The organism is Burkholderia sp. MSMB1459WGS, from assembly GCF_001534535.1.
Lineage (GTDB): Bacteria > Pseudomonadota > Gammaproteobacteria > Burkholderiales > Burkholderiaceae > Burkholderia.
In genome coordinates this window covers 49,371-71,531 of sequence record NZ_LPMU01000070.1, presented here as the reverse complement: position 1 = coordinate 71,531, position 22,161 = coordinate 49,371, and the positions used below count along the sequence as shown (strand labels likewise).

Sequence of the window (22,161 nt, the reverse complement as noted above, 5' to 3'; positions counted from 1 at the left end):
CGTTGTAATTCACCGCGATTTTATCTCATTAATTACTCGCTTTCGCGGGTCTCGGGCTCTTCGTCGAAGATCTGATATTTGCGCATTTTTTCCCACAATACCTTGCGGCTGATACCGAGCTGCTGGGCCGTGTCCTGACGACGCCAACCGTTTGCGTCGAGCGCCGCGATCACGCGGCTGCGCTCGTTCATGTCCCACTTGCTGCGATCGACGAACACCTCGGCCGCGCTCTCCGCCGGCACCGGCTGGGCCGAGCTGCGTGCATGCGCGATCAGCCGCTGCAGCCGCGCGGCATCCCAGCCGCCCGTCTGCCGCACCGTCACGCCGACGCGCTCGGCGAGGTTGCGCAGTTCGCGCACGTTGCCGGGGAAATAGCTGTCCGCGACCGAATCCGTGAGCCAGTACGGCAGATCGGAGAGCTCGGCGAGCCGCTCCTCGCCGACCACCTCGGCGACGAACGACTTGAACAGCGCGATCTTGTCCACCGCGCCGCGCTCCTCCAGCGACGGGATGTTCAGCTCGATCACCGCGAGCCGGTAGTAGAGATCGGCCCGGAACAGCCCGTCCTTCACGAGCTGCGGCAGCTTCTTGTTGCTCGCCGCGACCAGACGGAAATCCACCTTCACCGGCGCCGTCGCGCCGACCCGCAGCACCGCGCCGTCCTCGAGCACCCGCAGCAGCTTGACCTGCTGATACAGCGGCAGATCGCCGACTTCGTCGAGGAACAGCGTGCCGCCGGCCGCCTGCTCGAAATAGCCTTTATGCGCAACAACCGCGCCCGTGAACGATCCTTTCGCATGGCCGAAGAACAGCGATTCGAACAGGCCGTCCGGAATCGCGCCGCAGTTCACCGGCACGAATTCACCGTGCCGGTAGCGCGAATGCTTTTCGTGCAGCAGTTGCGCGATGCGCTCCTTGCCGACGCCGGTTTCGCCGTGCAGCAGCACGTTGGTGTCGCAGTCGGCGAATGTATCGACTTCGTGCAGCAGCGCCTGCATCGATTCGGAGTGCGCGACGAGTTCGGATGGCTGCAACGTTTCGGCTGCGTGCGCACGCAGTTGCGTGACGAGCTTGCCGATCATGCCGCGCAATTCCGCACACGTGAAATCGAGCGGCAGGATGTGCGAATACTCGGGCGGGTACTGCGACGCGTCGTGGTCGCGCGCCGCGCCGACCCACACCACCGGCATGCCGATGTTGGCCTGCCAGTCGCGCAGGAATGCCGCGCCGCCTTCGATCATCGTCACGCTGATGATCGCCAGCGACCGCCGCATCGCGGCGCGCTCGGGCGAGACCGCCGCGTTGTCGGCGCGGATCACTTCGACGTCGAAGCTCGCCATGCATCGGGCGACGCGGTCGACGATGTCCGCCTTGCCTTCCCAGACGTACAGGTCGAGCTCTTCGATTGCGGGCGTATTTCTCATCTGATCTGCTTCTTCAGTAAACCGTTTGGGCGACCCCGCAATTAAGCGAGATCTGATGGACCGTCGCCGCGCCAACCTGGACGCCGAGCAGATTCAGCAGCGGAACGAGGACTGCGTCAAGGCTCGACAGGAGCGGGCCGAGCAGACTGGTCAGGAAACCTAGCAAAGTCGACACGAAGGTCGAGGGGATCGACAGCAGATCGGCGCCGAGCAAACTGAGCGTAGCGGTGATCTTCGCAGCCGCGAGTTGCGCGAGCGCTGAACTGAGCGACGAGCCGAGCGCATTCGAATTGACCGTCCAGTAGTTGGCGTCGATTCCGGGCACGCCATTGAACGTGTGCTGTTGCGCCGCTCCCTGCACCTGCACCGATACGTTGGACATTGACACTTTTAGTCCGGCAAGGCCACGGACAGTCGCATTGATCACCTGCGCGGGTGACGTGCAGCTGTATGCCGACGACAAACTGATCTTGCCTGACGAATCAAGCGGTGGCTGGCCGATACACAGATTGGCAACACCCGGCTGTGCGGTAATAACGACAGTGCTCGCTGCCTGTGTGGCAGCACATTGCGTCGAGTTCAGCCACGCGGTACCGGTGCCGGCTTGCAGATAAATCGGCAGATTGACATCGACGCCCACGTTGAGCGCGCCCAGCAACGGCCCGACCAACGGCAACTGCGCCGTACCAAGATAGACATTCAGATACACGCCCACTGCCGCCGTCGACGCCTTCGTACGCCACGTCCCCGTCGCCGGATCGATCCCGCCCTCGCCAACGCCGATCGACGGCGGGCTGATGATCTGCACCTGCAGCTGCGTTCCCGTCAGCCCGCCGAGATTCACCGACGGCACATTGACCGTGACCGCCGGCTTGCCGGTTGCCGCAATCTCCGCGCCGACCATCAGCAGGTCGAGCAGATCGACCTGCGCGTTGAGGGCCGCCTGCGTATCCGCGAGCGCGACGTTCAGCAACCCGCCCGCGCCGCCGAGACCGATCGACGTCCCCGGAACGTTGGCGTTCAGGATCGCCTGCAGCGTGGCCAGGCTCGCCTGCAGGCTTGCGTTTACGACGGACGTCTGCGTGGCCGCCTTCACCATCAACTGGATCAGTTGCGGCAGCGTGAGCTTCAGCGCGAGCAGTTGATCGACCGTGCCGACGCCCGCCGCCACGACGAGGTCACCGACCGTCACGTTGGTGCACGCAAGCGCTTGATACGACGCGATGTTCAGGTTCAGGTTGGCGCCGAGCAGCGCGCCGATCAGCCCGTTGACGAGCCCCGGATTGCCGGACGTCGGTGCCGATCCTCCCGAGCAGCCAACCCCGCCGAGCGCGGCAAGGGTCGCGCCCACCGAGAACGTATCGATGTTCGTCGAACGCGCGGTCGATACCGCGGACACCGTCTGCGGCGGTCCGACGAAGAAGAACGGCACCTGGCGCGTGACGACCACCTTGGCGGCGTTCAACTGCGTGGTCCCGGATGTCGCGGCGGCGTAGTAGCTGGGTGCCGGATTGGCAGACGTATCCCAGCGGCCGCATTCGATGTTGAGCGTGTCGCCGTTCGACGCATTGAGCCCGTTCGACTGCGCATTGCTGGTCGCGGTGGCAGTCGGCTGCGAACAGGCGTCGTCCATCCGCTGCACGGCCGCGAGCGCAGCCATGTCGGCAATTCGCTGCACGTCTCGACGCTGGTAAAAAAGATTACCGACGCCAATGGCGCCAAGCGTGGTGACGGCGATCAGCATCGCGATGATCGCCATCACCGAGAACGCGCCGCGCTGTCGTGACGCGCGGCGGATCGTGCCGCCACTGTGCCGGGTAGTCACCGTTTTGCTCCGTCAGCGCGCAAGATCGCCGCCGGACAGCCCGCCGCTGCCGCTGCCGCCGCTGCTGCCGCCGCCCGACGCGGACATCGTGCCGAACCACTGCGGAATCGGCGTCTTGAACGAGTCGATATAGCGCTGATACGCATACGTCCCGGCCGTGCCGTCGATCGGTTGCGGCGTAGCGGCCGCCCGATTGGAGCGCTGCAGGTCGAGCAGCGCGCTGGTCGCATGACCGATTTCGGACGCCGGCGTGTCGCTTTGCGCATGCGCGACGCCCGCGCCCAGCGAGCACGCGAACGCGATGCCCACGGCCCGCACGCGGATTGAGGAAAGGTGAAACATGATGGCCTCCGTGAATATCGTCGTTATCGCGCGAAACGCTGCAGCAGCGGCACGGCAAGATCGAAATTGTCGCTGCTCGCCACCGACGGCACGGACACGCTGGCCGGCGCATATGCGATGGCGCGCTGCTTCGCGCGCATCGCCGCCGCAACCTTCGTCTCGTCGTCACGAATCTGGCCGCGCACCGCGGGCGACAGCTTCTGCTGATCCATCAGCCGCCGCGCATCTTTCGCATGGCCGGTCGCGAGCAGATACAGCACGAAGTTGCTGAGGATCTTCGGGTTCTTCTGCTCGAGTTCGGCCGCCTTCAGCAGCGGTACCCGCGCCCCTGCCAGATCGCCTTCACGCATCTTCGAATACGCGAGGTCGGACAACGTCGCCGCATCGGTCGGCGCAAGCACCGTCGCCTGTTCGAGTTGCTGCGCGGCCAGCGCAAAATCGCCGCGGGCGCCGGCGGTCAGGCCCAGCCCGCGATAGCCGCGCGCAGCGAGCGGCGTCGTCAGCAACTTGGTATAGGCGGCCACGCCGGCGTCGTACTGGCCGGTCGCGCGCAACGCGTCGGCACGCAGCAGGATCGTGTCCGGCGATGCGCCATATTGCTTCTCGTACTGGTCGATGTGGGCCAGCGACGCGAAATACAGCCCCTGCCCCTGCATCCGTTCGATCAGGCCCAGATACATGCCCGGCGTATCGGGCGGTGCATTCTTGTCGGCGGCGGCCTGCATCAGTGCGCCGCGTTCGGCCTGCGCTCCGACGCCGTATCCGGATTCCTTGAACATCGCGCACCCGCTGGCAAGCAACGCGCACGCCGTCGCGCCTGCGAGCGTGCGAACCCACCCCAATCGATTCATCTTGTGTCGCTCCTTCCCCTCATGCCGCATCAACGCTGAATCGCGGCGAGCGCGGACAGCACAGTCATGATCCCCGGCCCCGCGGTCACGATCAACAGTGCCGGCAACAGCGTGACGATCATCACGCCCGTCATCTTCACCGTCAGGCGACCGATCTGCTCGCGCAGCGTCGCGCGCCGCCCTTCGCGCAGACGGTCGCCGAATTGTTTCAGCGGCTCCTGCACCGCGCCGCCATGCTTGTCGACCTGGATCAGCAAGCGCACGATCGCGCGCAAATCTTCGTTGTCGAAACTGTTCGTCAGGCGTTGCAACGATTGCTCGCGCGTGCGCCCTGCCGCGAACTGCCGCTGCGCGACGCCGAGTTCCCACGACAGCACCGGCAACATCGTCTGAAAATCGTGCGTGACGACCTGGATGCTCTGGTCGAGCGACAGGCCGACGCCCTGCAGCAACCGCAACATGTCGACGAGCAGCGGCAGTTCGGCTGCAATGCTCTGTCGGCGCGCGGCGGCGCGCCGGCGCACATAGATCTTCGGTAGCATGTATCCGGTCACGAGCGCGACAGATATCCACAGCGGCCAGCGCGTCTGTTGCCCGCGCCCGATCAATACCAGCACCGCGAGCGCCGGCAGCAGGATCGCGCAGACGATGCGCGCGCCGACGAACAGCGCTCTGGCACGCACGTCGACGAAACCGCACTGTTCGAGCAGTTGGCGATCTTCGTCGGCGATCAGATATCTGCTGAAGCCGGTATCGAGCCATCGCATCCCGACGTTTTCGAAACGTTCGCGCAACCCCGCGAAACGGACACGCGGCGCGGGCGGCGTCACCGCCTCGCGTGCCGCTTCGGCGGAGCCTGCGCGCGCGGCAGCCGCTTCGACTGCGGCGGCCCGGCGGTCGAGCGCATGTGCCAGCGCGCGCTCGGCACGCTGCACGAGCACGACGCGAACGATCGCGAGCGCGGCAAGCAGCAGCACGCCGATCGATCCGAGCGCCAGCGCAAGTGCGACTAAACGGTTTGCATCCATCGATTCACCTCAGCCGCGCAAGCCGGAACAGCCAGAGACCGCCGATCGCCTGCAGCGCGAACGCCAGGTAAATCAGCTGACGTCCGTTATCGTCGCTCCACATCGCCGTGAAGTAGCGTGGGCTCGTAGCGATGACGAAGCTGCCGACTGCGATCGGCAAAAGCGCCAGCACCCAGGCGGACAGCCGGGTCTCGGCCGACATCGCGGACAGTTCGCGTTCCGCCTGCTCAAGATCGCGCATGAAGGTCGACATCCGGTCGAGCATCACGTCCGCCCGCCCGCCGTAGCGGACCGACAGGCGCAGCACCGCGCCGACCAGTTCGAATTCGCGGATGCGATAGGTATGCGCGATGTGCAGCATCGCACGATCGATCTCGACACCGGAGCGCAGCATCTGCGACACGTCGTCGAGGCAGCGGCGCAGCGGCATCTCGGCCGTCTGCAGCGCCGACTGGAACGCCGCCGGCACGCTGTTCCCGAGCGTCACGAGCCGCACGATCCCGTCGAGAAACGACGGCAACTGACGGACGATCTTCAGGCGGCGCCGGCTGATGCGCGACGTGACCCACAGAACGACGAGCACACCGCCCGCCACGGCCGCCGCCGCCGCGGCGAGCACGCCGCCGGCCATGCCGGCCCACAACGCGAGCAGCACGATGACTGCAAGCACCATCGCGAGGCCGGTGCGCGCTTCATCGAGGCCCGCACGGTCGGACAGCACGGTCCACGCGTCGAACGCCGACGCGCGCCAGCGTGCGAACCCTTGTTCGAACTCCTGCGCATTCGCCGTACCGGCTGCCGGCGTGCGCGCTGTACGCGTATCGCCAGACGGAACCGACGGTCGGGCGCCCTGTCCTACCCGGCTGTCGAAGAACCGCTGCGTATGCGCACGCCCTTCCCGCACCTGACTTCCACGCCACAGCAGCAATCCGGCCGCCGCGCAGATCAGCGCGAACATCAGCGCGAGCAAGGCGGCGCTAGACATTGAAGCCTCCGCCTCGCCCGAAGTTGCCACCGAACCCGCCGCCGCCCGCGGACACCAGCGTGCTGCGGAAACGTGCCAACTTCGGCGAATGCGGATGAATGCCGAGCGACTCCCAATGATCGATCTCTTCGCCCTCCGGCGTAACACGCGCCTCGTAGCGATACAGCTCTTGCGTCGATACGATGTTGTCCGACATGCCGGTGACTTCGGTGATCGACAGGATGCGGCGGCGGCCGTTGGACAACCGCCCAATCTGCACGATGAAGTCGATCGCGTTGGCGATCTGCCGCCGCAGGCTTGCTTCGGTGCCCTGAAAACCGGCAAAACCGGCCAGCATCTCGAGCCGGTACAGGCATTCGCGCGGCGAGCTGGCGTGCACGGTACCCATCGATCCGTCATGGCCGGTATTCATCGCCTGCAGCATTTCGAGCACTTCGCCGCCGCGCACTTCGCCGACGATGATCCGGTCCGGCCGCATCCGCAGCGTGTTTCGCAGCAGGTCGCGAATCGTCACGATGCCGCTGCCGTCGAACCCGCCGGGACGGCTCTCGAGCCGCACGACGTGCGGGTGATTCAACGACAGTTCGGCCGTATCCTCGATCGTCACCACGCGTTCCGCCATCGGGATGTGAAACGCCAGCGCGTTCAGCAGCGACGTCTTGCCCGAACTGGTGCCGCCCGACACGAGGACGTTGCAGCGCGCGTCGACCGCGGCTTCGAGCAGCCGGCCGATTTCCTCGTTGTAGGTGCCGTTGCCCAGCAGGTCCTCGGGTTTCAGCGGATCCTTGCGGAATTTCCGGATCGATACGACCGGGCCGTCGATCGACAGCGGTTCGATCACGACGTTGACCCGCCCGCCGTCGGGCAGCCGCGCATCGACCATCGGATTCGATTCGTCGAGCCGCCGGCCGACCGGCGCGAGAATCCGCCGCACGATCCGCAGCAGATGCGCGTTGTCGGTAAAGCGGATCGGCAGCTTCGACAGGATCCCGTGGCGAGACACGTAGATGTCGTTGTAGCCGTTGATCAGGATGTCCTCGACATGCGGGTCCGCCAACAGGTCTTCGATCGGCCCGAAGCCGGCGAGCTCCTTCGTCAGCGCTTCGGCCACCGCGCGTACCTCGCTCTCGTTGAGCGGGATGCGCCGCAGCCGCACGAAGCTGTCGATTTCGAGATCGACGAACTGATTGATCGCCTGTCGCGACCAACGGCCGAATTCGGCACCCAGTTCCTCGATCCGCGTGAGCAGATGCTCGTGCGCGGCATTCTTGATGTCGTGGAACTGTTGCGTTTGCGAGAACGGCGCTGCGCCGTCGGCAAATTGAATGTCGTGTGCCATCGCTTACGACCGCTTCGTTGAGGATTGAATGATGCGCCTGAGCGCCGAGAGGCCGCCGGCCGCACGCAGGGTCGCTCCGGGCGCCGGCGCGCCCGCGAGGCGCTCGACCAGCGGCCCGAGCGCACGGACGTACGGATCGCGTTCAGCGACCTCGGCGATCAACTTGCCCTGGTTCGCCGCATGCCCGATCGACACGCGCCGCGACGGCAGCGTCGCAACCAGCGACAGTTCGAGCCGTTCGGCAATCTGCGCGGGCATCAACCCGAGCTCAGCGTCGAACTGGTTGACGACGAGCCGGATCCGGTCGATCGCGGCACCGGCCTCGCGCAACCCGTCCAGCATCTCGACGGCAGACACGACCGACGCCACGCCCTGATCGCAAACCAGCCATGCTTCGTCCGCCAGGTTCACGACCTGCGCGATGAATTCGCGATTCGGAAAGCCGCCTAGATCGACGATCTGGTGATCGAAAAACGCCCGTAGCCGGTTCAGCAACGCCGCGCACGACGCCGTCGCCACGTCGCGCAGCTCGGCGAGATTCGGCGGCAGCGTCGTCAGGGCGACGCCGCTCGAGTGGCGCGCGAGCGCAGTCGTCACGAACGTGCGGTCGATCCGGCGCAGGTTGCGCACCGCCTCGACGAAATGAAATTCGCAGCGCGTGTTCAGAAACAACGCGCCGTCGCCGGCCGGCAGCCCGAGATCGAGGAGCGCCGCCGTGTGTGCGGGGGCGGCCTGCCGTCGCTGCATCAGCACCGACAGGTTCGCGGCGAGCGTGCTCACACCCATCCCGGCGCGCGCGCCGAGCAATGCGGTGACCTTCCCGTGGCGATTCGCCGGCTCGCCGACGTTGTCGAGCAACACCCGCGTGATCCGCAGCGCCTCGTCGGCCGGTGCGGAAAAATCGACGAAATCGCGCACCCCCGCGCGCAGCGCGGCGAGTGCTCCTTCGGGTTGCGCGAGCGAGCCCAGTGCGACGACCGGCACGCCCGGATGCGCCGCGCGTACCGCGGATACCACCGTGCTTGCAGCCGCGCAATCACCGGAAAAATCGATGAACACCAGCGCCGGATTCAACACGCCGATACGCTGCGACAGCGCGGCACCGTCGAGCGGTACCCCTTCGACCGCGCCGGCGGACACCAGCGATTGCGACAGCCAATGCACATGCTCGGCAAGGGAGGATGCGCAGACGAAGTGGTCGGTGACGGCGGGCTCAGCCAAGGAATAGGTTCTCGCATTCATCTTGAATACTCCCAATGAAGCAAGGCATCGCATCATGCGCGACGGCCTGCGCGGTCCGGTAACGATTCGGCGCGCTCATTTCGAGAACCCCGGCCCTGCGTCCGGCGATGCCATGCCGCCCAGGTACGAACGCCACACCGGACCGTCGCGCTGCTCGGACAGCTCGCCCGGCGTCGCCGGCAGCGGTGCGCCCTGCGCGATCGGTGCAACGAGATGCGGCGTCACGATGATCACGAGCTCCTTGTCGTTCTGCTGGTAGCTCAGATTCTTGAAAAACGCGCCAATGATGGGCAGATCACCCAGGAACGGCACCTTGTTGACGTTGGACGTGGTCTCGCGGTCGATCAAGCCGCCGATCACGAAGCTTTCGCCGTCGCCGAGCTCGACCGTCGTGTCCGCGCGCCGCGTCGTCAGCGCGGGCACCTGCACGCCGTTGATCGTGATCGAATGCACGAAGTCGAGCTGGCTCGATTCAGGCGCGACCTTCAGCGCGATCCGTCGTGGGTTCAGCACGGTCGGCGTGACCGTGAGCCCGACGCCGTAGGGTTTCCACTCGATCGAGATCGTGCCGAGCGATTGCGGCACCGGCACCGGAATTTCGCCGCCCGCGAGGAAGTTCGCGCTCTGACCTGACAACGCGACGAGCGTCGGCTGCGCGAGCACCCGGGCCAGGTTGTTCGCCTCGAGAATCGACAGGTCAGCGAACAACCCGCGGGACATCGAATGGATGACGAGGTTGAACGCCGACGAAATCGGCACGTTCGTGTTGTAGGTGAGCGAGCTGTTCGGCGAGCCGGTAATCGATGTCAGCCCCGTCGGCGCGAAGGCCCCGAACGCAAAGCCGTTGCTCTGCTTGAAGAAGTTGAGCCCCGCCTGCTTCAGCACCGAGCGGCTGAATTCGACGACCCGCACGTCGACCTGCACGACATTCTTGCCGGAGATCGTCGACGCATCCAGCGTCGTCCCGTCCTTGCCGCCGACTGTCCTTGCCGCATGCACTGCCCGCTGATGCCCGTCGAGCGCTCCGGACGTACCGCCGATCACCGTCGTGCCGCCGTACGTGTTCACGCTCGGCGACGCGCTGTCGAGGAGAGCCCGCGCCGCGCCGCTCGTGACGTTCACGTTGTAGACGGTCGGCTCGTCGCGGCCGCGCTCCCATATCATCACGTTCGTCGCGCCGGCATTCTTCGCCACCAGCAGCACGCCGCCGCGCCCACCCTTCACGACGAGCACGTCGGCCACCGACGGATCGCCGACCGCGACCCGCTGCAGCGCACGCCCCGTCGCAAGCTGCCGTTGCGCGCCGACTGCAAGGCTGATCGTCCCGCTCGTGTCGGCCGCGTCCGACAGCGGCGGCATCGCCAGCGCGCTCAATGCAATAGCCAAACCAATCAGTTTCTTTTTCATTGTTTTGCCGTCTTCGTCCCGCTCAATAAGCGACCGTTTCGGTCCGCCCACCCCGAATCACTTCGATGCTGCCACCGCTCGGATGCCGCGCGACCGCCCGCGGCGCCACACGCGGAGCCGGCGCCATCGCACTCTTCGACAACTCGGCCAGCACCATGCCGGCAGCGGCAACCGCCGACGGGCTCTTGTCGTCGCCGACGCGAACCGCGACGGTTTGCGCCGCGACATCGTCGTCGCGCGGGTTACGCAGCGCGAGCAGGAGCCGACCGCTCTGTTCGGCAAGCGCCAGCGCGTCGACCTGTGCAGTGGGCACGGCCAGCACCGCGGTCCGCATCCCGACCACCGAGCCGTTCGAACTGTCTCGCTCGGTCGTTGCATCGCCAAACGACAGCACGCGGACCTTCGACATCAGCAGCCGCGCCTGAGTATTCACGATCTCCGCCGTCGACGTCCCGCCGATCGCCACGCCGGTCCCGTCCCGCTTCAGATTCACGAACACGTCGACATAGTTGCCGGGGCGCACGCGATTACCCACCGCGTTGGTCTCGTCGACCTTGATCGCGACGGCGCGCTCTCCCGGTGCGATCTGCTCGGCGAGACCGGACGACAATGCGCTCGCGACGACGGCCGCATGTGCGGGAATGTCGGCTGCCGGGGTGCGACCGACCAGCTGCAACGGATCGGCGAACGCCCCCTGCGGCGCGGCGGTCGACTGCTGGACCTTCAGCGCATCGGCCGGAATCGGTTGGCCGGCTTGCAACGGCCGAGTCGTCACGACGACCGGCACGCTCTGCGTCGCGACCGTCGAGGCAACCGGCGCGACATCGGCCGGCTTGCGACCGAGCATCCATGCATAGACGCCGAGCAGAATCGCGATCGCGATCAGCAAACCCGCAATGATCTTCGTCAGGTTGTTGGCCATGATGTTGTTATGTTTCCCCGCTACTCACGATTGAATTCTCCGCGCAACGTTGCCGACCGGGGCGCCCTCGACCCGGCACGACACCGTAGCTGTCGTCTATATGATGTTGACCGGGCTGATCTGGACCATCGCGGTTCCGGTGAGTGTCGACGGCACCGGCAACAGCGAACCGAGCAGCGGGAACGATGGGATCAGCGGACTCTGCGAGTATGGGTAGGTCAGCGTGATCTGCACGCACAGCATCGTCGGGTCGTACGAACAGTTGCCTTGCTGCGTGGGCGAGCATGTCGACCCTTTCAGCCACGTGGTCAGGTTCGTCGCGGCCGTGCATGCGGCCTGGGCTCGCGCCGCCAACGCGGCTTGCTGCGCTGCCTGCACCGACGCGGCCGCACCGACCTGCTGATAGTTCAGCGCGGCGCGAGCGCCTTCCGTTGCGGCAAGCGTCAGGTTCTGCTGGGCCGCGAAGATCATCCCGTACGTGATGATCGCGTACAGGATCAGGAAGAACACCGGCAGCATCAGCGCAAATTCGATCGCCGTCGCACCGCGCTCGCGACGTCGCATGCCGGATACCGGACAAACGACCGTCATTGCATCCCCCCGGTCACGATCCGATACAGGCACCACAGCGCTGCGGGGATCACGAGGAACGCGGCATACGGCGACGCCCGGAAACCGGCGATCTGCATCGTCGGGGAACGCCGCTGCCACAACGCCGACACGGGCGTACGGGTGGCGAAGATCAGCGTGCCGGCATGCGCGAATGCCAGCAGGCTCGCAATGATCCAGAGCCACAGCAGCGCATGCGGGCCGCACCACGCGCCCAGCACCGCGAATACCTTGACATCCGCAGCACCCATTACGCGCAGCACGAAAAAGGGGAAAAGGCTCAGAAAACCGACCAGTACGCCAATGAGCGCCTGATTCACGGATATGCCGAACGGATTATGCCCGGCGAGTACAAATGCAGATGCGAATCCACCGATCACCAGTGAATTCGGTATACGCCTATGACGGATGTCCTCGAGCGCGACAAGCATTGCCCACGCGAGGAAAACCCCGACGCCAGTTAGCAGGATCATTTACACCCCGAACGGCAAAACTTACCGCGCGGATTGCCGAAGCAATCCGCGCCCCTAACAACAGGGAAATGAGCAAAGCTCGTTCGTTATGCCGCCGGCAGTTTGCTGGCGATGTAGTTGAACGCCCCCGAGATGCCACCCGTCAACGTGCTCATGGCACTGACGAGAGCGACGGCGATAAGTCCGGCGATGAGTCCGTACTCGACTGCAGTAACCCCGTCTTCTTCCTTAAGGAAACGCTTGATGATTGCTTTCATTTTATTCCTCGTGCCTGTATTTACGTTTTCTGGCCTTTTATACGTATACGTCCCCGCATATCTGGCCGTTTGCCCCAGCCGTTCGCCACATCTGCTGCAACGACAACCGGGTGCGCTTTCTTTATAGGTCGCCCCGAAGGGCATTGCTCACGATTTGATGCAAGTTAACATTCGCGATAGTGGCCCTCCTCGAACGTAGTGTACCGAACCGTACATTTGCTTACATCTGCTCCGGATTCTATATCTGATCCGATTTAACTTCCAACTCCTTTTTTACCAACCTGGATCGAAAAAATGACCGAAGCGCAACATATTTGTACGGCGTTTCGGTACGACTTACACATAGGATTTACGATAGGTTAGATGTGCACACCTAATCCACCAGTAAAACCGTTGCCTCGTCCACCAAGCCTGGGTGAGCCCCACGTTACGCCGCACGCGTAACGCCAATGTTGTGACGTTACGTTACGAAACGGCCGAAACCGTTCTCATTCACCCGCACTTAAACAGATTCAACAATCTTTCGATCCCCCTAATTTCCTTCTCCGACAAGGAATTGCCTCGTTTAAAACCCGCTGCCGCCCCATCGGGTATCGAAATGGCACGACAGTTGCAGAGTAGTCCTCGCACCACTCAACACAATGCAGCTCACAACACATTTTTAATGCGAGGAAGAAATGGACATTAAGGTTATCCCTCATGGCGTGTTCCGGACGACTCTGATCGCGGCCACCGTTGCAGCCATGCTTTCCCTCTCCGCGTGCGGCGGCTCCGGCTCCATCAGCCAGGGTCTCGGCGGCGGCGGCTCCAGCTCGGGCGGCGGTGACACGATCTCCACGTCCGGCGGCAACGGCTCGAGCGGCACCTCGGGTACGAGCGGCACCTCCGGCACGAGCGGGTCCTCGGGCACGAGCGGCACCAGCGGCACCAGCGGCACCTCGGGCACGAGCGGCACCTCCGGTACCAGCGGAACCTCGGGCACGAGCGGTACGTCCGGCACCTCCGGTGTGTCGGCGAACCCGGTGGGAAATGTCCTCGCAAGCGGCAGCAACATCATCACGAATGCCGGCAGCACCGTCTCCGGTCTCGGCTCCGTCATCGGCAGCCAGACGCTGCCGGGCGTCAATCCGGCCACCACGCAAGCCGCGGGCGGCATCGTGCAAAGCGTAGGCGGCGCGGTCACCGCGCTGGGCAACGGCCTCGGCAGCGGGCTCGGCCAACTCGGCGCGACGAAGGATCCGGTCGGCACCACGGTCGCCAGCACGGGCGGCGTGGTCAATCAGCTCGGCGGCGCAGTCACGCAAACGGGCAACCTCGTCACGAGCCTCGGCAGCGGCCCGCTGTCGCCGCTCGCGCCGGTCACGGGCGCGGTCGGCGGCCTTGTATCGACGCTCGGCGGCGCCGTGTCGAACGGCGGCACCACGCTCACCAACGCACTGTCGACGGGTCCGATTCAGCAGGTCACGCAAACGGTCAGCTCAGCCATCACGCCGATCACGACGATGGTCGGCCAGACGACCCAGACGATCGGCACGGCAACCGGCCTCGGCGCGCCGGTCAACACGCTGCTCGGCACGGTCGGCAACGGGCTGAACCAGGCCGGCGCCCTGCTCGCATCGACGGGCGGCAATCCGGTCACCACCGGCCTCGGCAACACCGTCTCGTCGACGGGCAACACCGTGAAGGCCGTCGGCGGCCTGCTCACGGGCGGCACCGGCGGCGTGACCAACCCGCTCGCCCCGCTCACCGGTCTCGTCTCGACGGTCACCGGCACACTCGGCGGCGCAACGGGTGGCGGCAGCGGCCCGCTCGCACCGGTCACCGGCCTCGTCTCGACTGTCACGGGCGCACTCGGCGGCGCAGCGGGCGGCAGCGGCGGCCCGCTCGCACCGGTCACCGGCCTCGTCTCGACGGTTACCGGCGCGCTCGGCGGCGCAGCAGGCGGCAGCGGCGGCCCGCTCGCACCGGTCACGGGCCTCGTCTCGACGGTCACCGGCGCGCTCGGCGGCGCAACGGGCGGTACCAGCGGCGGCCCGCTCGCACCGGTCACCGGTCTGCTCGGCGCAGTCACGGGCGCACTCGGCGGCGCGACGGGTGGCGCAGGCGGCAGCAGCCCGCTCGCCCCGGTGACGAATGCCGTCTCCACGGTCACGAGCACGGTCGGCGTACCGGCACTGAGCGGCGGCACGGGTGCCGTCACGAACTCGGGCTCGTCGTCGAATCTGCTTGCACCCGTCACGTCGCTGATCGGCGGCCTGCTCGGCGGCACGCACGGCAAGTAATCCGACACCCATTCATCGAAAAGACAGCGAGGAGTCCATCATGTCCCAGCAACGTTCCATCACGACGGTCGCCCTGCGCCACTGGCGCGTGCCCCTCACCGCCTTCGCCGCAGCGTGCCTGCTGGCCGCCTGCGGCGGTGGCGGCGTCAGCTCGCCGCCGACCAGCAGCAACGACAACAACAACCCGAGCACGAGCGGCACGCCCGGCACGAGCGGCACCAGCGGCTCGCCGACCGGCACCAAGGGCGTCATCAGCACGGTCGGCCAGACGGCTACCGACCTCGGCAGCACGGTCGGCAACATCAGCCTGCCGGGCCTCGGCGACGGTGTGACGAAGGGCGTCGGCAGCACGCTGTCCAGCACCGGCACGATCGTCGGCGCGGCCGCCGATGCGGTGAGCAACGGGCTGGGGCAGATCGGCTCGACGAAGGACCCGGTCGGCACCACGGTTGCCGGTCTCGGCAACGTCGTCGGCGCGACCAGCAACACGGTGTCCGGCCTGAGCTCGACGGTCAAGGCGCTGGGCACCGGCCCGCTGGCACCGCTCGCGCCGGTCACGACGCCGGTCGGCACCGTGCTCGATACGGTTGCCAACGGCCTGACGGCCGCCGGCACGACGATCGGCTCGACGCTGTCGTCGGGCGCCGTCCAGCAGGTCACGCAACCGATCAGCTCGGCGATCACGCCGCTCGTGATCACCGCCGGCCAGGTCACGCAGCAGGTCGGCACGACGACCGGCCTCGGCCAACCCGTCTCGGGCCTGCTCGGCCAGATCGGCGGCGCAATCAGCTCGGCCGGCAAACAGGTCGGCGGCACGTCGAGCCAGCCGCTCGTCGGCGACGTCGGCCAACTCGTGACCGCGGTCGGCAATACCGTGACCAACGCGGGCGGCCTCGTCAATCCGAACGGCCCGAACGGCGCAGCACCGATCCCCGGCCTGATCACGAGCCTCGTCGGCGGCTCGACGGCAACCGTCCAGAACGGCTCGTCGTCGGGTTCCGGTTCGACGAACCCGCTCGGCGGCCTGCTGTCGGGTCTCGGCTCGACGCCGCTCGGCTCGCTCACGGGTGCGCTCGGCGGTGCAACGGGCGGCTCGGGCAGCGGCCCGCTCGCGCCCGTCACGAATCTTGTTTCGACGGTCACCGGCACGCTCGGCGGCGCAACGGGTGGCGCAGGCGGTGCAAACCCTCTCGCGCCCGTCACCGGTTTGCTGAATACTGTCACCGGAGCGGTTGGCGGTGCAGCAGGGTCCGGGGGCTCGAGCCCGCTCGCGCCGGTCACGTCGCTGGTCGGCAGCGTGTCGGGTACGGCGTCGTCGGGCAGCGGTTCGACGGGCCTGCTGGCACCGGTCACGGGGTTGCTGGGTACGTTGGGTAGCGTTGGCAAGTAAGGAGGACGGTCGCGTCATCGCAGCCGGAGCGAATGACGCGGCCGTACAAACACAACCGGCATTGCGGCACGCGGCGCGCGACACCCTGGTGTCGTGCGCCGGCATTACGAAGAAGACGAAAAGCAAGGCCTACGAGGAAGAACAATGAAATCCAGACTCGACAGATGGATGATGCTGCTCGCCATCGCGGCAGCAGGCACGGCACAGGCACAAACGCGCGTCGGCGGCAATCCGCTCGACTCCCTTCCCCAGATCAACGCACCGAAGACGGGCCCGAACGTCACCGTTCAGGTCGCACCGCAGGCGCCGCAATTGCAGGAGTTGCTGTCGCGACACCTGACGCCGACGACGTTCCAGGTCGAAGGCGTGAAGTCGGTGCCGTTCGAGGAAATCACGCGCCGCTTCACACCGCTCGTCGGCAAGGACATCACGATCGGCGAGCTGATCGAAACCGCCAACGGCGTGACGAAGCTGTACCAGGAACGCGGCTACGCGCTGTCGTTCGCGTTCGTTCCCGCGCAGACGTTCGAGAACGGTGTCGTGCGCATCACGGTGGTCGAAGGCTACGTGGCGGACGTCAAGGTCACCGGCAAACCCGGCGCGATGGAACCGAAGATTCGCGCGATCGCCGCGCACATCACGGCAGACCGACCGCTGCGCCGCGCGACGTTCGAGCGCTACGTGAACACGTTCGGCCTGCTGCCCGGCCTTACGGTGAAAGCGAATGTCCCGCCGCCGCAAACCACCGACGGCGCGACGACGCTCGAACTTGCGGTGGATCGCAAGCCGTTCAACGTCAGCACGGGTATCGACTTCAACCACCCGGGCGTCCAGGGCCTCATCACCGCAACCGAAAACGGCCTGACGCGGTTCGGCGAGCAACTGAGCATCTCGGCGCTCGCGCCGCCGGGACGCGACAAGCAGACCTACTTCGCGTTCAGCGGCGCGGTGCCCGTCGGCAGCAGCGGCCTGATCACGCGCCTCGATGCCAGCACGTATCGCGGCAAACCGACCGATAACCCGGGGTTGCCGTCGACCGTCGAGCGCACCGTCAAGAACGAGAAACTCGGTCTTTCGGCATCCTATCCGATACTGCTGAACAACCAGCGCAGCCTGCTCGGTACCGTGTCGGGCTATGCGTCGCACAACGAAGACCGCTATCAGAGCAAGCTCAACGGCAACAGTATCGACACGCGCTCGCAGGTCCGCGTGCTGCAAATGCAGCTCGACTACACGAGTGTCCAGCCGAAACAGGTACAGAAGCTGAGCGTCAACGTTGCAAAGGGCTTCAACATCCTCGGCGCGTCGAAAGCGCAAGACATCACCGTCGGCACGGCGACGACCTCGATAGACAGCCCGATCTCGCTGACCTTCGTCCGCACCGGCGCAACCTTCACGCAGACGAACGAATGGCCGTTCCGGATCGGCACGTCGGTTTCGCTGACCGGGCAATACAGTCCCGACTCGCTGCCGACATCCGAACAGATCTCGTTCGGCTCGACCCGTTACGCGCTCGGCTACCAGCCGGGCGAAACGTCGGGCGACTCGGGCTGGGGGATGTCGCTCGAAGTCAATCGCGGTTTCACACCGGGCTGGACGTATCTGAAATCGATCACGCCGTACATCGCCTACGACATGGCGCGCGTGTATCTGCACTCGGGCACGCCATCGCCGAACCGCATGTCGTCGGTCGGCATCGGCGTGCGGCTCACGGACAGCCGCTACTACAGTCTCGACCTGAACGTCGCCAAACCGGTGGGCGACGCACCGGTCGAAAGCGCGTCACGCAGCCCGCGCATCAACGCCGCGTTCTCGTATCAGCTCAACTGATCGGTCACCAAAGCCGCCCCACAGCCCGCGTCACGCGGGCTGTTTCGATTAGAGTCCCCTCTATCAAACGTGGCGCACGGTTTCACGTATTCTGGCGAGGCTCGCAACAGGCCCGCCCCATGTAGACGGTCGTGCGGGCAAATCGAACAGACATGCAAAACAAGGAGGATGACAATGATTCAACTGACCCGCCCGTTGCGTGCGATCGCCATTGCCGGCGCCCTGCTCGCGTGTGCAGCTCCCACGTTCGCGCAAGCCGACAGCCCCGTCGGCATGTGGCAGACGATCGACGACAACACCCATCAACCGAAGGCACTCGTGCAAATCGCCGAGGACGGCGACGGCTCGCTGACGGGCAAGGTCGTCAAGGGCCTCGGTGCGAACGATACGCCCGATCGCCGCTGCACCGCGTGCACGGACGAGCGCAAGGACCAGCTCATCAAGGGCATGACGATCATCAAGGCGATGAAGAAGGACGGCGACCACTGGGACGGCGGCAACATTCTCGACCCGGAGAACGGCAAGGTTTACAAGTGCAAGATGACGCTTGAAGACGGCGGCCAGAAGCTCGTGGTGCGCGGGTACATCGGCGTGTCGCTGCTGGGCCGGTCGCAGACGTGGGTGCGCCAGCAATAACGCAGCACGCGCCGAAACGCGCGGCTCAATAAAAAAATCGGCCTGCGACGACGTCGTCAGGCCGATTTCCTTTGGGGCGTGCGCAACGAAAACCGATGGACTTCACGCCGCGTGCTTCATCGCATCCGATGCATAGCTACCCGGTGCACGATACGCGGGCGCCGCGTTGCTACGCGCCTCTGCCGCCTTCGATTGCGTATGCTTGCGCATCCGCGCGGACAGTTCGTTGCACAGATTCATGCCGGCGTCGCCGTAGAGCTCACGCATCACGTTCATCAGCGTGCCCGTTTCGTGCCACACCTTGAAGCGGCGATGGCATGTCTGATACGACGGGTAACGGCGCGGCATGGCCGACCATGTTGCGCCACTGTAGATCACCCAAAGCACACCGTTCAGCACGGCCCGCGTATTGGCTAACGGCCGGCCGCGCAATTCGGTGCGTGGCTGCATTTCGGGCAGAAGCGGCGCGACGCAGCGCCATTCGTGGTCGGTCAAATCGCGATACGGTGTCATGGACATCTCCAGCCTTAATAACCATGACACCACAATATCGGCTCACCTCAACGATGAATATAAGACAAATCCGAAAATACCCGAAGATTGCCTGAATCTAACCGAAATTGACGTTTAAATTACGCCGGTTGCGAGCACCCGCCACCCGCTCAGGTCAACGACGTATCGACGATGCGGCGCGGCGTTTCGAGATACTCCTTCGACTGCATCTCGACGATGCGCGAGACCGTACGCGCGAATTCGTTGGCCATCGGGCCTTCGACGTACAACGCTTCGGCCGGCACCGCCGCGGACATCAGCAGCTTGACCTTGTGATCGTAGAGCACGTCGATGAGCCATGTGAAGCGGCGCGCTTCGGACGCCATCCGCGGCGACATCTGCGGCACCTCGGACAGCACGATCGCATGAAAACGGCTCGCCAGTTCGAGGTAGTCGTTCTGCGAACGCGGACCGCCGCACAGCGTCGCGAAATCGAACCACACGACGCCGTCCGCCTTGCGCAGCGCCTTCAGTTCGCGCTTCTCGATATGCAGGATCGGGCTCTCGTCGGGCACGGCCGCCAGCTTGCCAAATGCATGGCGCAGTTCGCGATCGGCTTCCGAGCCGAGCGGCGTGTGATACATCTTCACCTGCGCGAGCGTGCGCTGGCGATAGTCGACCCCTGCGTCGACGTTGAGCACGTCGAGCTTTTCCTTGATCAGCGCGATCGCCGGCAGCATGCGGTCGCGATGCAGGCCGTCCGGGTACAGGTCGTCGGGATCGTAATTGGACGTCATCACGAACTGCACGCCGTTGTTGAACAGGCGATCGAGCAAGCGATACAGGATCATCGCGTCGGCGATGTCCGACACGTGGAACTCGTCGAAGCAGATCAGCCGGTAACGCTTCGCGATGCGTCGCGCGAGTTCGTCGAGCGGATCGGCCTGCCCTTTCAGTTCCTCCAGCTCGCGGTGCACTTCGCGCATGAATTCGTGGAAATGCAGGCGCGTCTTGCGCTGCACGGGTACGACTGCGTAGAAGCTGTCCATCAGGAAGCTCTTGCCGCGACCGACACCGCCCCACATGTAGACGCCGCGCGGGAGATCCGGGTGATTGATGAGCTTCTTGAAAGCGTTCGAGCGGCGCGCCTTGTAGTCGACCCATTCGTCGAAACAGCGCTGCAGGCGATCGACGGCCGCGCGCTGAGCGGGATCGGACTGATAGCCGCGCGTGGTCAGTTCGCGCGTGTAGTATTCGGTGACGTTCATCGGGCAAACCGGAAAGAACGAAGGCGAGCGGGAAACCCCGCCCGCCTTCGTCATGAGACGGCTGCGCCGGCCGACGGCCGGCAGGCGCTATACCGTGCTCAGCTGTTCAGCGAGCGCTTGTCGACCGCGAGCGCCGCTTCGCGCATCACTTCCGACATCGACGGGTGCGGATGGCAGATGCGGGCGATGTCTTCCGACGCCGCCTTGAACTCCATCGCCACCACGGCCTCCGCGATCAGGTCCGACGCGTTCGCGGCGATCACGTGCACGCCGAGCAGTTCGTCGGTCTTCGCGTCCGCGATCATCTTCACGAAACCGTCCGGCGCATTCATGCCGAGCGCGCGGCCGTTGATCGAGAACGGGAACTTGCCCGTCTTGATCTCGCGGCCTTCGGCCTTCAGCTGCTGCTCCGTCTTGCCGACCCATGCGATTTCCGGGTACGTGTAGATCACCCAAGGAATGCAGTTGTAGTCGATGTGCGGCTTCTGCCCGTCGATCACTTCCGCGACCAGCACGCCTTCGTCTTCCGCCTTGTGCGCGAGCATCGGGCCGCGCACCACGTCGCCGATCGCGTACACGTTCGGCACTGCGGTGCGGCAGTGGTCGTCCACGTCGATAAAGCCGCGCTCGTTCGCCTTCAGGCCGATGGCCTCGAGGCCGAGGTTGTCGGTGTTCGGCACGCGGCCGACCGACACGATCAGGCGGTCGGCGTCGAGCGTCTGCGCGTTGCCGTCCTTGTCCGTGTAAGCGATCGACACGCCGTTCGCGGTCGTCTTCACGTCGCCGATCTTCACGCCGAGATGGATGTCGAGGCCCTGCTTCTTGAACAGCTTCGCCGCTTCCTTCGCAAGCGCTTCGTCGGCTGCGCCGAGGAATGCCGGCAGCGCTTCGAGCACCGTCACGTCGGCGCCGAGGCGACGCCACACCGAGCCGAGCTCGAGGCCGATCACGCCCGCGCCGATCACGGCGAGCTTCTTCGGCACCGAATCGAACGTCAGCGCACCTTCGTTGTCCGACACGATCTTGTTGTCGACCGGGATGTTCGGCAAGTGACGCGCCTTCGAACCCGTCGCGATGATCACGTTCTTCGCGGTGACGACTTCGGTTTCACCCTCGCCGCTCACTTCGATCTGCACGCCGGCATCGGTCTTGCCGGTGAACTTGCCATGGCCCTTCAGCCAGGTGATCTTGTTCTTCTTGAACAGGAACTCGATCCCGCTCGTCATCTTCTCGACGATCGCGTCTTTGCGGCCGAGCATCTTCGCGACGTCGATCTTCACGCCGTCGACCGTGATGCCGTGGTCGGCCAGGTGATGCGACGTGTTCTCGAACTCTTCCGACGACGCGAGCAGCGCCTTCGACGGGATGCAGCCGACGTTCAGGCAGGTGCCGCCGAGCTTCAGCGCGCCGGCCGGGTTCTTCCACTTCTCGATACAGGCAACGGTCTTGCCGAGCTGCGCAGCGCGAATCGCGGCAATGTAGCCGCCGGGGCCGGCGCCGATCACGACGACGTCAAATTCCTTGGACATGACAATCCTTTCTACTTGTACGCCCGCAGG

General features: G+C 65.3%; 20 protein-coding genes. 4 read left to right on the top strand and 16 right to left on the bottom strand.

The annotated features are described in order from the left end of the window. Positions 1-32: 32 nt before the first annotated feature. From WT97_RS27650 to WT97_RS27590, 13 genes are all read right to left on the bottom strand, one after another. Positions 33-1,424 carry a sigma 54-interacting transcriptional regulator gene (locus WT97_RS27650; RefSeq protein ID WP_060354793.1) on the bottom strand — a complete coding sequence of 464 codons (1,392 nt, stop codon included), beginning with the start codon at positions 1,422-1,424 and terminating at the stop codon, positions 33-35. A 13-nt stretch (positions 1,425-1,437) separates the two neighbouring features. After that, a complete protein-coding gene (locus WT97_RS27645; RefSeq protein WP_060354792.1) occupies positions 1,438-3,249 on the bottom strand; it encodes a TadG family pilus assembly protein in 1,812 nt (603 codons plus the stop codon). A gap of 12 nt (positions 3,250-3,261) precedes the next feature. After that, complete coding sequence (locus WT97_RS27640) at positions 3,262-3,591, bottom strand: DUF3613 domain-containing protein (RefSeq protein ID WP_060354791.1); 330 nt, start codon at positions 3,589-3,591, stop codon at positions 3,262-3,264. A 23-nt stretch (positions 3,592-3,614) separates the two neighbouring features. Next, on the bottom strand, positions 3,615-4,442 hold the full coding sequence (locus tag WT97_RS27635; RefSeq protein WP_060354807.1) for a hypothetical protein: 828 nt from the start codon (positions 4,440-4,442) through the stop codon (positions 3,615-3,617). A 29-nt stretch (positions 4,443-4,471) separates the two neighbouring features. After that, positions 4,472-5,470 (bottom strand): type II secretion system F family protein, encoded by a 999-nt coding sequence (locus tag WT97_RS27630; RefSeq protein WP_060354790.1) that lies wholly within the window; start codon positions 5,468-5,470, stop codon positions 4,472-4,474. Between the two features lie 4 nt (positions 5,471-5,474). Beyond that, positions 5,475-6,455 carry a type II secretion system F family protein gene (locus tag WT97_RS27625; protein ID WP_060354789.1) on the bottom strand — a complete coding sequence of 327 codons (981 nt, stop codon included), beginning with the start codon at positions 6,453-6,455 and terminating at the stop codon, positions 5,475-5,477. Beyond that, the gene (locus tag WT97_RS27620; RefSeq protein ID WP_060354788.1) at positions 6,448-7,794 is read right to left on the bottom strand and encodes a CpaF family protein; all 1,347 of its coding nucleotides are present in this window, start codon (positions 7,792-7,794) and stop codon (positions 6,448-6,450) included. The genes WT97_RS27625 and WT97_RS27620 overlap by 8 nt, the downstream gene beginning before the upstream one ends. 3 nt (positions 7,795-7,797) lie before the next feature. Further along, the gene (locus WT97_RS27615) at positions 7,798-9,036 is read right to left on the bottom strand and encodes a fimbrial protein (RefSeq protein WP_060354787.1); all 1,239 of its coding nucleotides are present in this window, start codon (positions 9,034-9,036) and stop codon (positions 7,798-7,800) included. Between the two features lie 75 nt (positions 9,037-9,111). After that, positions 9,112-10,443: a type II and III secretion system protein family protein gene (locus tag WT97_RS27610; protein WP_060354786.1), complete on the bottom strand. Its 1,332-nt coding sequence runs from the start codon at positions 10,441-10,443 to the stop codon at positions 9,112-9,114. 22 nt (positions 10,444-10,465) lie between these two features. Further along, a complete protein-coding gene (gene cpaB / locus WT97_RS27605) occupies positions 10,466-11,365 on the bottom strand; it encodes a Flp pilus assembly protein CpaB (protein WP_060354785.1) in 900 nt (299 codons plus the stop codon). A gap of 96 nt (positions 11,366-11,461) precedes the next feature. Further along, complete coding sequence (locus WT97_RS27600) at positions 11,462-11,956, bottom strand: TadE/TadG family type IV pilus assembly protein (protein ID WP_027784290.1); 495 nt, start codon at positions 11,954-11,956, stop codon at positions 11,462-11,464. Continuing rightward, positions 11,953-12,447 (bottom strand): prepilin peptidase, encoded by a 495-nt coding sequence (locus WT97_RS27595; protein WP_060354784.1) that lies wholly within the window; start codon positions 12,445-12,447, stop codon positions 11,953-11,955. The genes WT97_RS27600 and WT97_RS27595 overlap by 4 nt, the downstream gene beginning before the upstream one ends. An 86-nt stretch (positions 12,448-12,533) precedes the next feature. Continuing rightward, positions 12,534-12,704 carry a Flp family type IVb pilin gene (locus tag WT97_RS27590; protein ID WP_060354783.1) on the bottom strand — a complete coding sequence of 57 codons (171 nt, stop codon included), beginning with the start codon at positions 12,702-12,704 and terminating at the stop codon, positions 12,534-12,536. Positions 12,705-13,381: 677 nt separating this feature from the next. Between WT97_RS27590 and WT97_RS27585 the strand changes: the two genes are divergently transcribed. The 4 genes from WT97_RS27585 (at position 13,382) to WT97_RS27570 (ending at position 18,842) form a co-directional block, all read left to right on the top strand. Further along, entirely contained in the window at positions 13,382-14,986 is a 1,605-nt protein-coding gene (locus WT97_RS27585; RefSeq protein ID WP_060354782.1) for a collagen-like triple helix repeat-containing protein, read from the top strand. A 40-nt stretch (positions 14,987-15,026) separates the two neighbouring features. Beyond that, positions 15,027-16,376 (top strand): collagen-like triple helix repeat-containing protein, encoded by a 1,350-nt coding sequence (locus WT97_RS27580; RefSeq protein ID WP_059499043.1) that lies wholly within the window; start codon positions 15,027-15,029, stop codon positions 16,374-16,376. Between the two features lie 144 nt (positions 16,377-16,520). Next, positions 16,521-18,206, top strand: a complete 1,686-nt coding sequence (locus tag WT97_RS27575) for a ShlB/FhaC/HecB family hemolysin secretion/activation protein (RefSeq protein WP_059499044.1) — start codon at positions 16,521-16,523, stop codon at positions 18,204-18,206. Positions 18,207-18,380: 174 nt separating this feature from the next. Further along, positions 18,381-18,842: a DUF2147 domain-containing protein gene (locus WT97_RS27570; RefSeq protein WP_059499045.1), complete on the top strand. Its 462-nt coding sequence runs from the start codon at positions 18,381-18,383 to the stop codon at positions 18,840-18,842. A 102-nt stretch (positions 18,843-18,944) separates the two neighbouring features. On the opposite strand, the gene WT97_RS27565 is transcribed toward WT97_RS27570, so the two are convergent. The 3 genes from WT97_RS27565 to lpdA form a co-directional block, all read right to left on the bottom strand. Further along, on the bottom strand, positions 18,945-19,355 hold the full coding sequence (locus WT97_RS27565; RefSeq protein WP_034207126.1) for a transposase: 411 nt from the start codon (positions 19,353-19,355) through the stop codon (positions 18,945-18,947). Between the two features lie 149 nt (positions 19,356-19,504). After that, positions 19,505-20,602: a cell division protein ZapE gene (gene zapE / locus WT97_RS27560; protein WP_060354781.1), complete on the bottom strand. Its 1,098-nt coding sequence runs from the start codon at positions 20,600-20,602 to the stop codon at positions 19,505-19,507. A gap of 98 nt (positions 20,603-20,700) precedes the next feature. Next, positions 20,701-22,131 carry a dihydrolipoyl dehydrogenase gene (gene lpdA, locus WT97_RS27555; RefSeq protein WP_059499048.1) on the bottom strand — a complete coding sequence of 477 codons (1,431 nt, stop codon included), beginning with the start codon at positions 22,129-22,131 and terminating at the stop codon, positions 20,701-20,703. Positions 22,132-22,161: the final 30 nt, after the last annotated feature.